Source organism: Methylobacterium sp. WL18, assembly GCF_008040015.1.
Lineage (GTDB): Bacteria > Pseudomonadota > Alphaproteobacteria > Rhizobiales > Beijerinckiaceae > Methylobacterium > Methylobacterium mesophilicum.
Map to the genome: position 1 here is coordinate 1 of NZ_VRVD01000067.1, position 14,052 is coordinate 14,052.

The 14,052-nt window shown below is 68.7% G+C and carries 16 protein-coding genes; 4 read left to right on the forward strand and 12 right to left on the reverse strand.

What is annotated here, in order from left to right; all coding sequences use genetic code 11:
* Nucleotides 1-298 precede the first annotated feature (298 nt).
* Both FV228_RS08490 and FV228_RS08495 read left to right on the forward strand, forming a co-directional pair.
* Entirely contained in the window at nt 299-946 is a 648-nt protein-coding gene (locus FV228_RS08490; RefSeq protein ID WP_147854209.1) for a dimethylmenaquinone methyltransferase, read from the forward strand.
* Nucleotides 947-1,056: 110 nt separating this feature from the next.
* The gene (locus tag FV228_RS08495) at nt 1,057-1,884 is read left to right on the forward strand and encodes a YdcF family protein (RefSeq protein ID WP_147854210.1); all 828 of its coding nucleotides are present in this window, start codon (nt 1,057-1,059) and stop codon (nt 1,882-1,884) included.
* Here FV228_RS08495 and FV228_RS08500 read toward each other — a convergent pair.
* The 10 genes from FV228_RS08500 to FV228_RS08540 all read right to left on the reverse strand — a co-directional run bounded on the left by FV228_RS08500 (nt 1,821) and on the right by FV228_RS08540 (nt 8,427).
* A complete protein-coding gene (locus tag FV228_RS08500) occupies nt 1,821-2,129 on the reverse strand; it encodes a DUF3253 domain-containing protein (RefSeq protein ID WP_147854211.1) in 309 nt (102 codons plus the stop codon). The two genes, FV228_RS08495 and FV228_RS08500, sit on opposite strands and share 64 nt — an antisense overlap.
* Nucleotides 2,126-2,887 carry a DUF599 domain-containing protein gene (locus FV228_RS08505; protein WP_147854212.1) on the reverse strand — a complete coding sequence of 254 codons (762 nt, stop codon included), beginning with the start codon at nt 2,885-2,887 and terminating at the stop codon, nt 2,126-2,128. Before FV228_RS08505 ends, FV228_RS08500 begins: the two co-directional genes overlap by 4 nt.
* A gap of 80 nt (nt 2,888-2,967) precedes the next feature.
* The gene (locus FV228_RS08510) at nt 2,968-3,252 is read right to left on the reverse strand and encodes an acylphosphatase (protein WP_147854213.1); all 285 of its coding nucleotides are present in this window, start codon (nt 3,250-3,252) and stop codon (nt 2,968-2,970) included.
* Between the two features lie 56 nt (nt 3,253-3,308).
* Complete coding sequence (locus FV228_RS08515; protein ID WP_050733449.1) at nt 3,309-4,157, reverse strand: formate/nitrite transporter family protein; 849 nt, start codon at nt 4,155-4,157, stop codon at nt 3,309-3,311.
* Nucleotides 4,158-4,302: 145 nt separating this feature from the next.
* Nucleotides 4,303-4,734: a gamma-glutamylcyclotransferase family protein gene (locus FV228_RS08520; RefSeq protein WP_147854214.1), complete on the reverse strand. Its 432-nt coding sequence runs from the start codon at nt 4,732-4,734 to the stop codon at nt 4,303-4,305.
* A 37-nt stretch (nt 4,735-4,771) separates the two neighbouring features.
* Entirely contained in the window at nt 4,772-4,894 is a 123-nt protein-coding gene (locus tag FV228_RS34775; RefSeq protein WP_268868313.1) for a hypothetical protein, read from the reverse strand.
* Nucleotides 4,891-5,121: a hypothetical protein gene (locus FV228_RS08525; protein WP_147854215.1), complete on the reverse strand. Its 231-nt coding sequence runs from the start codon at nt 5,119-5,121 to the stop codon at nt 4,891-4,893. The genes FV228_RS34775 and FV228_RS08525 overlap by 4 nt, the downstream gene beginning before the upstream one ends.
* A 16-nt stretch (nt 5,122-5,137) precedes the next feature.
* A complete protein-coding gene (locus FV228_RS08530; protein ID WP_147854216.1) occupies nt 5,138-7,141 on the reverse strand; it encodes an acetyl/propionyl/methylcrotonyl-CoA carboxylase subunit alpha in 2,004 nt (667 codons plus the stop codon).
* 104 nt (nt 7,142-7,245) lie between these two features.
* A complete protein-coding gene (locus FV228_RS08535) occupies nt 7,246-7,686 on the reverse strand; it encodes a hypothetical protein (protein WP_147854217.1) in 441 nt (146 codons plus the stop codon).
* A gap of 162 nt (nt 7,687-7,848) precedes the next feature.
* Nucleotides 7,849-8,427 carry a L,D-transpeptidase gene (locus FV228_RS08540; protein WP_147854222.1) on the reverse strand — a complete coding sequence of 193 codons (579 nt, stop codon included), beginning with the start codon at nt 8,425-8,427 and terminating at the stop codon, nt 7,849-7,851.
* Between the two features lie 182 nt (nt 8,428-8,609).
* Here FV228_RS08540 and FV228_RS08545 point away from each other — a divergent pair, with 182 nt between their 5' ends.
* Together FV228_RS08545 and FV228_RS08550 are read left to right on the forward strand one after the other, a co-directional pair.
* On the forward strand, nt 8,610-9,539 hold the full coding sequence (locus FV228_RS08545) for a histone deacetylase family protein (protein WP_147854218.1): 930 nt from the start codon (nt 8,610-8,612) through the stop codon (nt 9,537-9,539).
* 904 nt (nt 9,540-10,443) lie between these two features.
* Nucleotides 10,444-11,061: a LysE family translocator gene (locus tag FV228_RS08550; RefSeq protein ID WP_147854219.1), complete on the forward strand. Its 618-nt coding sequence runs from the start codon at nt 10,444-10,446 to the stop codon at nt 11,059-11,061.
* 18 nt (nt 11,062-11,079) lie between these two features.
* Here FV228_RS08550 and ribB read toward each other — a convergent pair whose 3' ends face one another.
* Nucleotides 11,080-12,156 carry a 3,4-dihydroxy-2-butanone-4-phosphate synthase gene (gene ribB, locus FV228_RS08555; RefSeq protein WP_147854220.1) on the reverse strand — a complete coding sequence of 359 codons (1,077 nt, stop codon included), beginning with the start codon at nt 12,154-12,156 and terminating at the stop codon, nt 11,080-11,082.
* A 162-nt stretch (nt 12,157-12,318) separates the two neighbouring features.
* Nucleotides 12,319-13,416, reverse strand: coding sequence for a chorismate synthase (gene aroC / locus FV228_RS08560; RefSeq protein ID WP_147854221.1), 1,098 nt, complete (start codon nt 13,414-13,416; stop codon nt 12,319-12,321).
* Between the last annotated feature and the right edge of the window lie 636 nt (nt 13,417-14,052).

Genomic DNA, 14,052 nt, shown 5'->3' on the forward strand with positions numbered 1-14,052 from the left:
GAGCAGGAGAAAGCTCCGGCCCTCACACCTGCTCTGCCTTATCTTGAAGCCGGGCTCCCCTCTCCCGACCCGGCCTGACGGCCGGCCCACCCTCCCCCGCAGAGGGGGGAGGGAGCGCGCACCTGGCCTTCCGGACCAGGATCTACCGGGACCGGCACGGTACCAGACTGAGGGTTGTGCACGTCGTAGCCCGCACGGGAGAGGCGACCCGCACCTTCTGGCCTTGTCGGCACGTCCGCGCGATCCACCTTGACGGCACCGCGCCGATCCGTCCGGCGGCCCCTCACGGAACATCCCGATGGCGATCGACCCGACCCTGCGCGATGCGCTCTCCGCCGTAACGCCGGCCAGCTTGGCGCGGGCACTGGCGCGTGCCGGGATCAAGGCGTTCAGCCCACGCGGCCTGTCGGGGCGGGGTGGTAGCGCCATCGGTCCGGCCTACACCCTCCGGATGATTCCCGCTCGAAACGATGCCGCCGGCGACCTCGCGGCTGCGATCGACGCCGTTCCGGAAGGTGCCCTGCTGGTGATCGATGCCGCGGGTTCCGGACTCGCCCTCCCCTTCGGAGTGATCGTGGCGGCACGGCTCGCCCAGCGCGGCGTCGCCGGCTTGATCACCGACGGCGCCCTTCCGGATCCGGCCGGCCTGCCGGTCTGGTGCGCGCAGGAGGCCGGCAGCGAGACCCTCGCCCTGGTCGGCGCGCAGGAACCCGTCTCGTGCGGCGGGGCCGCCATCCATCCCGGCGACATCGTGGTCTGCGGGTCCGGCGGGATCGTCGCGCTGCCGGCCGACCTCGCCGAGCAGGTCGCCCTGGAGGCCGTCGAGCAACAGCGCCTGGACCTGTGGATCCAGCGCGAGGTCGAGAAGGGCGAAAACCTCGCCAGCCTGCTGCCGCCGGACGCCGCAGCCCTGGCCAGGTTCGAGGCCGAGACAAAGCCGGCTTAGCGCATCGTGCCGGATACCGGAACCGGCACGATGGGCTAACTTATTCATCCGCATCGTCTTTTTCCGAAAGCCGGCGGCCACCTTTCGGAACGATGCTATAGGGCGTCGCCATGTTCTTCCCGCTTTCGAAGGTGGTCTACTTTCTGATCACCCCATCGAATTTCTGCCTCTTCACCGTCCTGATCGGCCTCGGTCTGGTGGCGGTGACGCGCCGGCGACGCTCCGGTCTGGGTCTCGCCGGTCTCGGCCTGTTCGGCCTGTTACTGGGCGGTTTGTCACCGCTGTCGGACATGGCGATGTTGCCGCTGGAGCAGCGCTTCGCGCCGTACCCGGACGACGGATCCGCACCGACCGGGATCGTCGTGCTCGGCGGTGCCATCGAAGCGGGTCCGTCCGAGGTGCGGGATCAGGTCATCGTCAACGATGCCGGCGAGCGGCAGATCTACTTCGCCGACCTCGCCCGCCGTTTCCCCGGGGCCCGGCTGGTCTTCTCCGGCGGCAGTGGCTTCATCGGGGGCGGCATTTCGGAGGCCGACATCGTCAGTCGCCAGGCGGATGTCATCGGGCTGCCGCGGACGCGCATGATCCTCGAGAACCGATCGCGCAACACCTACGAGAACGCGATGTTCTCCGCTGCGCTGGTTCAACCGAAGCCCGGCGAGCGCTGGTTGCTCGTGACGTCGGCCTGGCACATGCCCCGGGCGATCGGGTGCTTCCGCCAGGCCGGCTTTACCGTCGATGCCTTCCCGGTGGATTACCGGACCCGGGGCTGGGGCGACGTCGCCCATTTCCACGGCTTCGCTTCGGAGGGGCTCCTCCAGCTCGATCTTGCCGTGAAGGAATGGATCGGCCTCGTGGTCTATCGGCTCGCAGGCTACACGCCGGATTGGCTGCCCGGGCCGGAGCCGGTCGCCGCACCCGGCAGCGCCAGCCGGTAGATCCCCCGGAAGTCGTCCGGATCCACCGGCTTACCCTTGCGTAGGATCGCGACGCGACCCGCATGGGCGAGCCGCACCGCCACCCGGCGTACCGGCTGCATCAGCGGCCCCCATCCGTCCGGGTGTGGACCGCCCAGGGCCCTGGCCACCTCCGATGGGCAGATCGTCTTGCCGGCGCCGCGCTCGGCCACGAGGCCCAGCAGGGTCTCCTCGATCGCCGCCTCGTCCGCTTTGGTCGTGGTCATATCCGTGCCTCCTCGGCGGGGGCCAGGAGCGGACCCTCGTGCGGCCCTTCACCGGCCTCCAGCAACGCCTTGCGGATCTCCGAGGCGAACTGTCGACGCCACATGATGGTGACCACGGCGGTTGTCGAGGCGAGCAACACATATGGGCTGATGAACCAGCCGAGATAGGCCAGCGCGAAGAAGAACGCGCGCTGCCCCCGGGCGAAATGGCGCCCGGCGCTGACGTTCATCGCCGCCACCCGGCGGACGGCCCGCAGCATCTCGCTGTCGCTGACGCCGGACCCCTTCGACGGCACCGCTCCGAGCAGGATCGCCGCGTAGTTGAACAGCCGGTAGGCCCAGGCGAACTTGAAGAACGCGTAGACGAACACGAAGGCGAGGCCGGCGACCTTCAGCTCCCAGGTGGTCCGGTTCGCCACCGTGCCGAACGGCAGGGTCGCGAACAGGTTCAGCACGTCGTCGCCGGAGCGCGACAGGGTCAGCACCGAGCCCAGCGCGATCAGCGAGGTCGAGGCGAAGAAGGCGGTCCCGTTCTGCAGCGAGGCGTTGATCTGCGTGTCGACCACCCGGTTGTCGCGGCCGATGACCTGCCGCGCCCAGTTGGAGCGGTGGACGTTCATGATCTGGCTGAGGGAGACCATCCGGCCGCGCAGGCGCCCGACCGACAGGCCGTACGCCACCCAGGCCAGGATGAAGTACACCAGGGCCCCGATATCGAGGGGCGAGAAGGCGGCGCTGCCGGTGGTCGGGTCGGTCATGATCTCGGAGCGGCAGGAGCGGAATCGGATACGGCCTCACGGCCATACCAGTCCGGCCCGCCCCGCAGAACCCGCCCGGCTCAGCCCCGCAGGATGTCGAAGCCGCGCGTGTCTGGCGGGTCGCCGCATTCCTGCACGATGACCTCGCTGACGCTGGCGTGCGGCGGGCCGGAGCGGCACAGGGCGACCATCCGGTCCACCGCATCCGGCGGCCCGCCGAACACGGCCTCGACCGAGCCGTCGGCGCGGTTGCGGACGAAGCCGGTCAGATCCAGCGCGCGCGCTTCGGCCTGGGTCCAGGCCCTGTAGGACACGCCCTGGACGCGTCCCTTGACGATCACGGAGACGGTGCGCGTCGCGCTCATCGGATTGGCACCGCCTCGAAACAGGCCCGCGCGACAGGCGCGGGCCGCCCTACAGATTACTCGGCCGCCATCGGGCGACGCACGCCGGCGCCGACCGGGGCCGAACGCGTCTCGCCCGTCCGGACGTGGGTCGAGTAGAGCATCAGGCCGGTGAAGGCGAGGCCGCCGACGATGTTGCCGAGCAGCGTCGGGATCTCGTTCCACAACAGGTAATCCATGACGGTCAGGTGGCCGCCCATCAGGATCGCCGACGGGAACAGGAACATGTTCACGACCGAGTGCTCGAAGGTCATGAAGAAGAACACCGTGATCGGCATCCACATGGCGATCACCTTGCCGGGCACCGAGGTCGACAGCATCGCGCCGATGACGCCGGTGGAGACCATCCAGTTGCACATCATGGCCCGCACGAAGAGCGTCAGCATGCCGGCGGCGCCGTACTTCTCGTAGCCGAGGGTGCGCGCCTCGCCGATGCCGGCGATCGCCTTGCCGACCGCGTTCGGCTCGGTGGCGAAGCCGAAGGTGAACACGATCGCCATCATCAGCGCGGTGGTGAGTGCGCCGGCGAAGTTGCCGAAGAACACCAGCGTCCAGTTGCGGGCGATGCCGGCCACGGTGACGCCCGGGCGCTTGTCGATCAGCGCCAGCGGGGTGAGCACGCAGACGCCCGTGAACAGGTCGTAGCCGAGCAGGTACAGCATCGAGAAGCCGACCGGGAACAGCAGCGCGCCGACCAGCGGCTGCCCGGTGGTCTGGTTAATCGTCACCGCGAAGGCGGCCGCGAGCGCCAGGATCGCGCCGGCCATGTAGGCCCGGATGAAGGTGTCTTTGGTGGCCATGAAGACCTTCGATTCACCGGCATCGACGGCCTTCTTCACGAAATCGGCGGGCGCCAGATAGGACATGCGAACCTCTCCCGCGCACGCGGCCGCCGATCGCCGTTGACCGAAGGGCACGCTGCGCAATCACGACAGCTGGCCGGGGCGAAAGGCTGGTGTCGCCGCCCCGGTCGATCGCGAGCAAGCAGGTTGCGTACCAAGTGCCGCCGGTTCAGGTGGGCGGTCCGCGCATCCAGGTACCGAGGTCGCGGATATAGGCCGGCGGAAGCTGGGCGGCACGGGCGGCCGCCAGCACGGCATCGAGGTAGCCGGGCCGCGGCCGGCCCGGCGCGGTGGAGCGGCCGAGATAGATCAGGGCGCGCTTGGTGCCGGCGGCCGTGGTCACGGGCAGCGTCGCCTTGGCATAGAGCCCGCCCGCGACGCCCTCGTAGCGGTCCAGCGCCGGGATGTCGTCGAGGGCCAGTTCCCACAGGACCCCGTGCACCACCCGGGCGGGATCGCGCACCACCGAGGCGTAGCCCTCGCGCATGATGATGAAGCGGTGCCGCTTGAGGCAGCCGCCCCCGATCAGCCGCGAGACCGGGCAGCGCAGGGCCATCGCGGCGGCATCCATGTTCGCGCCGTAGGCGAAGTAGAGGGGCATGGTGTCGTCGAAGGCGTCCGGGATGCCGCGGGAGACATCATTCCCCGGGCGGATGATCGAGGCGGCGCGCCGAACGTTCATTCGCGCGCACGGCCGCGTACGCCATGGCAAGCGTGATAGCCGGGATACCGAACGTGATGAAAAGCCAATCGTAGTTCATGGCTTCAGGCTCCGCAGGCAACGCCTCGCACCGTAATGTAGTGCGGCACCGGTACACAACCAAACCACCGTGAAGAGCGCCCTGTCGAGCTGCAGAATCGGCGCGGTGGCGACCCCGAAACTCGCCGCCGTCATCGGCGTCACGAAACCGATGACGACGTACGCCACCGCGATGTTGTTCAGCGCGGTGGCCAGGAGCTTCGTCTGCTCGTTGTGAACCGCACTCACGACGAGCGCCCTGCGATCAGGCGAATTCGAGGATCACCGCGTCGACCGCCAGGCTGTCGCCTTCCTTGGCGTGGATCTTCGCGACCGTGGCGTCGCGCTCGGCGCGGAGCATGTTCTCCATCTTCATCGCCTCGACCACCGCGATCGGCTCGCCGTTCTTCACCTCCTGGCCCTCGGTGACCAGGATCTGCTTCACGAGGCCCGGCATCGGGCAGAGCACCTGCTTGCCGGAGCCGGCCTGCTCCTTCACCGGCATCAGCGCGGCGAGTTCGGCCTCGCGGCGGGTGTAGACCCGCGCCTCGGCCGCCGCGCCGGCATGCTGCAGGAACACGCCGTTCAGCAGGCCGCGCACCTGGATGGCGACGCGCTCGGAGCCGATCGTGCCGATCCAGACCGGCTCGCCCGGGCGCCACGCGCTCGCCACCGACAGCACCGTGCCGTCGTCGCGGGTGACGATCAGGTCTTCGCCCTCCGGCTCGATGGTCACGGCGTAGGATTGGCCGGCCAGGATCACGACGCGGTCCCGCTCGAACGCGAACAGGCCGGGGGCGCGCATCTGCCCGGAGATGCCGCGCTTGCGCTGGTTCAGCTTGTGGTCGATCGCCGCCGCCGCGGCCATCATGCGGACCGCCACCGCGTCGGCGGGCTCCGGGGCGACGAAGCCGTTCGGGAACTCCTCGGCGATGAAGCCAGTGGACAATTCGCCCTCCTGCCAGCGCGGATGCGCCATCAGCGCGGAGAGGAACGGGATGTTGTGGCGGATGCCGTCGATCGCGAAGGCGTCCAGCGCGTCGCCCTGCGCGGCGATCGCCTCGGCCCGGGTCGGCGCCCAGGTGACCAGCTTGGCGATCATCGGATCGTAGTGGATCGCGATCTCGCCGCCCTCCTCCACGCCGGTGTCGTTGCGCACGATCGCGGTGCCCTGACGGCCCTCCTCCGGCGGCCGGTAGGTGGTCAGGCGTCCGATCGAGGGCAGGAAGTTGCGGGTCGGATCCTCGGCGTAGACGCGGCTCTCGACCGCCCAGCCGTCCAGCTTCACCTGCTCCTGCGTCAGCGGCAGCGTCTCGCCGGCCGCGACCCGGATCATCAGCTCGACGAGGTCGAGGCCGGTGATCATCTCGGTCACGGGATGCTCGACCTGGAGGCGGGTGTTCATTTCCAGGAAGTAAAACGACTTGTCCTGGCCGGCGACGAACTCGACCGTGCCGGCGGAATCGTAGTTCACGGCCTTGGCGAGGGCGACGGCCTGCTCGCCCATCTTCCGGCGCGTCTCGGCGTCGAGCAGCGGCGACGGCGCCTCCTCGATCACCTTCTGATTGCGGCGCTGGATCGAGCACTCGCGCTCGCCGAGATAGATCACGTTCCCGTGCTTATCGCCGATCACCTGGATCTCGATGTGCCGCGGGTCGGTGATGAACTTTTCCACGAACACCCGGTCGTCGCCGAAGGACGAGGACGCCTCGGACTTGGCGCGGGCGAAGCCCTCGGCGACCTCGCCCGATGAATGGGCGATGCGCATGCCCTTGCCGCCGCCGCCCGCCGACGCCTTGATCATCACCGGGTAGCCGATGCCGTCGGCGATCTCGACGGCGTGCTCGGGGCTCTCGATCACGCCGAGGAAGCCCGGGACCGTGGAGACGTTGGCGGCTGCGGCCGCCTTCTTGGATTCGATCTTGTCGCCCATGGCGGCGATGGCGCCGGGATTGGGGCCGATGAACACGATGCCGGCAGCCTCGAGGGCCTTCGGGAAGGCCTCGCGCTCGGACAGGAAGCCGTAGCCGGGATGGACCGCCTGGGCGCCGGTCTGCCGGCAGGCTTCGACGATCTTCTCGATGACCAGGTAGGACTGCGCCGCGGCGGCGGGGCCGATATGGACCGCCTCGTCGGCCATCGCGACGTGCACCGCATCGCGGTCGGCGTCCGAATAGACTGCCACCGTCCTGATGCCCATCTTCCGGGCGGTCTTGATGACCCGGCAGGCGATTTCGCCCCGGTTGGCGATCAGGATCTTTTCGAACATCGCTGGCGCATCACTTTCGAGATCGCCGGATTGCACACCGGCTTGACTGTCCCGATAGATCAGTTGCGCCGCGGACGGAAGCTGCGCCTCGGTCGAAGGGTCCGTCAGGCGGCGAGCGCGAAGGTGAGGCGGGGAGCCTGGGCCGCCTCGCGGGTCCAGCGGTTGGCGTCCAGCGCGAAGGCCATCAGGGTCTCGGCGCTGCCTTCCGCCTCGCGGACGATCTCCATGGCGATCCGGGCGCCGACGGGGCTCGGGCCGTCCCGGCCGCTGAGCGAGCTGGCGAGCCAGGCGGCGACGTCCCGGTCGATGTAGCCGGTCGGGCGCAGACCCCACACGGCGAAGTCGACCACCGACGCCACCAGGAAGTCCGCGAAGGCCTCGGAGCCGATCACGGCCCGCTCCAGGGCGATCAGCATGTCGGCCTCGTCGCGGCTCATGATCCCCTCCGGCAGAACCTCGCGCTTGAGGACCAGCAGGTCCTCGTCGCTGATCGCGCCAGTGGAAACGGCATGGTTGCAGAACTGTTGAACGGAAATCATGGTCATGGCTGCCTGCTCCTCCGACCTTTGCTGCGGTCGGTGTTTGTCCCGGTGTGATTTGAACTTACGGGACGGCACCCCTGCCGGAAGTTAACGGCAAGGTCTGAACGGAAGTTCAGGTAAACACGGACCGAGCAAGCAGGCTTATTGGGACGTTGACCAGTTGCGTTACCGGACGATGACCGTGGCTCCGACCGGGGCGCGATCGAACAGGTCCACCACGTCGATGTTGCGCATGCGGATGCAGCCCGACGAGACCGCCTGTCCGATCTTCTCCGGCTCGTTGGTGCCGTGGATCCGGTAGAGCGTGTCCTTCCCGTGATCGGACAGGTAGAGGGCGCGCGCGCCGAGCGGGTTCATCGGTCCGCCCTGCATGGCGTGAACGTGCGGCCAGCGCCTGATCATCTCGGCCGGAGGGTTCCAGGCCGGCCACTCGGCCTTGCGGCTGACCGTGGCTGTCCCGGTCCAGCCATAGGCCTCGTCACCCACCGTGACGCCGTAGCGGATCGCCTTGCCGTCCGGCAGCACGAGGTAGAGCTGGCGCTCCCTGGTCTCGACGACGATCGTGCCCGGGGGCTGTCCGGTCAAGTCGCTCACCTGATATCGCGCGAAGTGCGGATCGAACTCGGCGTCGGGCACGAGCGCCATGAACTCGGCATCGCGGGCCGAAACCTTCGGGTCGGGCACGGCCTTGAACGTGCAGCCCGCGAGCAGGACGACGCAGGCGATGGCCGGGATGACACGCATGCGGTTGTTCTCGCGCATCCTCCGCGCCGCCGGGCATGCGGCCCGGCCGCAATGCGCCCGCGGAAGATTCGAGCAACTATAATCAGGGCGGGCACGCAGCCGTAGTCCGCGCGTTCCGCCCATGGCACATTGCCGGCTCCTGTTGCAGGCGCGCGACAGGACCGCATCCGGGAGCGACCGTCGTGACCACCCTGTACGTCAGCCATCCCGCGAGTTTCGACCACGAGGTGCCGGAGGGCCACCCGGAGCGGCCGGCGCGGATGCGTGCGATCGAGCGCGCCCTGGAGGACGAGCGCTTCGCCGGCCTGGTGCGGGTCGCAGCGCCCCGAGCCGAGATCGAGGTCGCCACCCTGGCGCATCCGCGCGAATACGTGGACGCGCTGGTGGCCGCGGTCCCAGAGCACGGGATGGTCGGGATCGATGCCGACACCATCCTGTCTGCCGGCAGCCTTGAGGCGACCCTGCGGGCAATCGGGGGCGCCAACCATGCCCTGGATTCGATCATGGCCGGCGAATGCCGCAACGCCTTCGTGGCGATGCGCCCGCCTGGGCACCATGCCGAGCGGACGCGCTCGATGGGCTTCTGCCTGTTCAACCACGCCGCCATCGCGGCCCGCTACGCCCGGCAGAAGCACGGCGCCGAGCGCGTGGCACTGGTCGATTGGGACGTGCATCACGGCAACGGCAGCCAGGACATTTTCTGGGACGATGCCAGCGTGCTCTACTGCTCGACCCACCAGATGCCGCTCTATCCGGGCAGCGGTGCCGCCTCGGAGCGGGGCGAGAAGGACACGATCGTCAACGTGCCGCTGCGGCCCAACGACGACGGTGCCGTGTTCCGCGAGGCGTTCGAGGCCGGCATCCTTTCGCGGCTGGAGACCTTCCGGCCCGACGTGATCGTGATCTCGGCCGGCTTCGACGCCCACCGCCTCGACCCGTTGGCCAATCTCCGGCTGGAAGCGGAGGATTTCGGGTGGGCGACCCGCAAGCTGATGGACCTGGCCGAGCGGTCCGCCGGCGGCCGGATCGTCTCGGTGCTCGAGGGCGGCTACAGCCTGGAAGGCCTCGCCAAATCCGTGTCCGCCCACGTGGACGCGCTCATGGGCCGGTAGGCCCAGCCCTATCGAGATGTTCGAGCAAAGGTCGGCATCGGACTGTCCCGCTGGGCCGGCGACCCCTGGTCTTTGCCGAGGGCGTTCTGAAAACAGCCTCGTCATCCCGGGGCCGCGAAGCGGAGCGCGGGATCTAGAACCAGTGTCGGATCAGTGACTTGCGCCGTACGTGGTTCTGGATCCCGGGCTCGCCTACGGCGTCCCGGGATGACAGGGTAGCGGCTGAAATGTCCGCGGAAACCTGGGATCCGTGGAGTAAGGATAGTCCTCTGCGACCCGTCTCTGTCCTCCACGCCGCCTTCTCGGCTGTCATGCCGGCGAGAGGTGGGCGCATGCAGTCGGACTTGGCCTGCGCCATCCGAAACGCTTAGTCCCAACCCTTTGAAGGTGTTTGGATGGCAGCCCAGATCCGATGACGCGCGCGCGATCCTCGCCAGGGGTAATCGCTGCAGGGACGATACGGACCTGGAAGGGAGACCGCGTGCGGAGATCCCCCTTCCACGAGGCCCAGATTTCGGCATCGGCATCCGCATCCGCCCTGTCATCCCGGGGCGCCGCAGGCGAGCCCGGGATCCAGAGCCACCGACGGTGCAGGCCTCTGATCCGACAGCGGTTCTGGATCCCAGGCTCCGCTTCGCGGCCCCGGGATGACGGTGTCGTTCTCAGAACGGCCTCTGCAAAGACAAGGCGTCGTAGGGCAGGCGCGGTAGTCCGCTGCCGCAAACACCTCGAAACGGCTGACCGGTAGACCCCTCGCGTGTCCGGTTGCCGTCGGCATCCGGCACGCCATAGTCGGGTCCACCGACGGCCAGGCGAATCGCGCGATGTCACAGAGAATGATCGGCGCGAGACCGGAGGCGGCCCGCCCGGCCGCCGCAAGCCCGTCAGACCCGGGCTCCGCGCGATGACGTCGGCCGGCTTCCTCACCTACGCCTTGGCGCTCGGCGTCGCGGCCGCGGTGCCCGGCCCCGGCGTCGTCGCCCTGGTCGCGCGCGCCCTCTCTTCGGGCTTCAAGGCCGCCATGGCCTTCGCGGTGGGGCTGGTCCTGGGCGACCTCACGTTCCTGTCCGCGGCGGTGTTCGGGCTGGCCCTGATCGCGGAGACTTTGGGCGAACTGTTCGTGGTCGTCCGGCTCTGCGCCGGCCTGTATCTCGCCATCCTGGCGGTCCGGCTCTGGCGTTCGGCCGGCCGGACCGACCGGATCGAGGGCGGCCCGGCCGACCGGCCGCTCGCGAGCTTCGTCGCCGGGCTCACCGTCACCCTGGCCAACCCCAAGACGATCGTCTTCTACCTCGCCGTGCTGCCGACGCTGGTCGACCTTCGCACCATCACGGCCGGGGACTACGCCACACTCGTCGGCCTGACCGGATCGGTGCTCGCTTTGGTGATGACGCCCTATGCCGCCCTCGCGGCACGGGCGCGGGATTCCTTGAGCGAACCTGCCTTCCGCGCCCGGGTGAACAGGGGCGCCGCCGCCATCATGGCGGGCGCCGCAATCTGGACCATCGCGCGCCGCGCCTGAGGCGCGTCCGGCCTCTGATCACCCCTCCAACGGCTCGTCGCCCAGCAGCTCGATGCCGAAGCCCGAGAGGCCGACGTAGGAGCGCGCCGAGGTCGCGAGGTTGCGGATCGACACGATTCCGAGGTCGCGCAGGATCTGCGCGCCGAGGCCGACTTCCCGCCATTGGCGGGCGCGCAGGGCCTCCGTTCCCTCCTCCATGGCGCTCTTCAGGGGAACACCGGCGGTCCCGTCCCGCAGGTAGACCAGCACCCCGCGGCCCTCCGATGCGAAGCGCTTGAGCACGGCGTCGATCTGCTTGCCGCCACCGATCACGTCCGCGGCGACGTTGGAGCGATGGAGCCGCACCAGCACGTCCCGGCCGTCGCCGATCTCGCCCATCACGAAGGCGAACTGCTGGATCGCCTCGAACGGCGTGGAGAACGCGTAGGCCGTCACGTCGCCGTGGTTGGAATGGACCGTGAAATGCCCGACCCGCTCCACCAGCCGGTCCCGCGCCTGCCGGTAGGCGATCAGGTCGGCGACGGAGACGCGCTTGAGGCCGTGCGTCTCGGCGAAGGCCTCGATCTGCGGGCCCTTCATCACGGTGCCGTCGTCGTTGGCGAGCTCGCAGATCACCCCGACCGGGGGCAATTCGGCGAGCTTGCACAGGTCGACCGCGGCCTCGGTATGGCCCGAGCGCATCAGCACGCCGCCGTTGCGGGCGATCAGCGGGAAGACGTGGCCGGGGCGGACGAAGTCGCCTGCGCCCATGTTGCCGTTGGCGAGCGCCCGCACCGTGTTGCAGCGCTGCTCCGCAGAGATGCCGGTGGTCAGCCCGTGCTTGGTGTCCACCGTGACCGTGAACGCTGTGCCGAGCGGCGCGTCGTTCGACGCCACCATCGGGTCGAGATGCAGCCGGCGGGCCTCGTCCTGGGTGATCGGCGCGCAGACGATGCCGCAGGTGTTGCGGATGATGAACGCCATCTTCTCCGGCGTGCAGAGCGAGGCGGCGACGACGAGGTCGCCCTCGTTCTCACGGTCGTCATCGTCGGTGACGACCACGATCTCGCCGCGGGCGAAGGCCGCGATGGCCTCGGTAACGGTGCAATAAGGCACGGATCGCTCTCTCGTCTCGCATCTCTCCGCCCCAGGCGGGGTGGAAAGGCCCGGATCGCCCGCCGCCGCGCCGGATGAAGGGTCCGGCGCGGGCGAGCCTGTGAAATCGTGGCTCCGAAGCGGTCGGTCGATCGCGGGGCGATCGGCCTCGGCTGCGGCGCGTCAGGCGGCTCCCACCTGTCCGCGGTGACGTAGATAGTGATCGGCCAGCACGCAGGCCATCATGGCCTCCGCCACCGGGACGGCGCGGATGCCGACGCACGGATCGTGGCGGCCCTTGGTGATCAGGTCGACCTCGCCGCCGTCGCGGTTCACCGAGCGGCGCGGCGTCAGGATCGAGGAGGTCGGCTTCACGGCGAAACGCACCACCACCGGCTCGCCGTTGGAGATGCCGCCCAGGATGCCGCCCGCATGGTTGGCCATGAACCGCGGGCGCCCGCCGTTGCCGCTGCGCATCTCGTCGGCGTTGTCCTCGCCGCGCAGGGCGGCGGCCGCGAACCCGTCGCCGATCTCCACGCCCTTCACGGCGTTGATCGACATCATGGCGGCGGCGAGATCCGCGTCGAGCTTGCCGTAGACCGGGGCGCCGAGGCCCGGGGGCACGCCCTCGGCCACCACCTCGATCACCGCGCCGACCGAGGAGCCGTCCTTGCGGATCCCGTCCAGGTAGGTCTCGTAGAGGGCGGCCGTCTCGGGGTCGGGGCAGAAGAACGGGTTGTTGCCGACCTCTTCCCAGTCCCAGCGCGACCGGTCGATGGCGTGCGGTCCCATCTGCACCAGGGCGGCCCGGATGGTGATGCCCGGAATCACCTTGCGCGCCACCGCGCCCGCGGCGACCCGGGCCGCGGTCTCCCGGGCCGAGGAGCGGCCGCCGCCGCGATAGTCGCGGATGCCGTACTTGGCATCGTAGGTGTAGTCGGCGTGGCCGGGCCGGTAGCTGTCGCGGATCTCGGAATAATCCTTCGAGCGCTGATCGGTGTTCTCGATCATCAGCGCGATCGGCGTGCCCGTGGTGAACTGGCGCCCGCCGCTGCGGTCGTCGGCGAACACGCCGGACAGGATCTTCACCTGGTCGGGCTCGCGGCGCTGGGTGGTGAAGCGCGACTGGCCGGGCTTGCGGCGGTCGAGCTCCGCCTGGATCTCGTCGGCCTCCAGCGCGAGGCCGGGCGGACAGCCATCCACCACGCAGCCGAGCGCGACCCCGTGGCTCTCGCCGAAGGTCGTGACGCGGAACAGGTGGCCGAAGGTGTTGTGAGACATGACGCGGCCCGTCTAGCGCGGGAGCGCCGGTGGCACAAACGGCAGGTGATGCATGCGATCGTTCAGTTCGCGATCAACCCGCCGGGCTGGCATTCGATACGAGCCTGAGGAAGCTCGCCGCATTCAGGGCTCGTCGGCCCGCTTCGCAAAATGAAGCGCCCCAAACCCGAGGATGAGCGCTGCCGCGGGAACGCTCAGCAGGACGAGGAGATTCACGATGCTCATGACACCAACTCCTTCAGGAAGCGCCGCGCAGCGTAATGTAGGCTCGCGCTCGCGATCCAGCAAACAATCGCGATGCAAACAACCCCGGGGATCGGAACGCTCGGCGGACTCGATGTGTACAAGACTGCAAAGATCGGCGCCAGTCCACCAACGGCGAAGATCGATCCAGCGATCGCATTGACATAATTTGCGGTCAGCTTTGTTCGCTCATTCACAATAAGAATGGCCCGCGGAGAGGGTCTGTTTTTGAAGAGCGATCTGTCCATCTGTCGTGACTCGAGCTTCTTACTCGGCATTTTCACCTCACCAGAGCCTTGTGGGAAGATGAATTTCAGACGAATTCGTTGCCCGTCGTTAGATCACACACTGTCGATCAGAAGTTATTGTATGGCGATCGATTTGCTATAATTC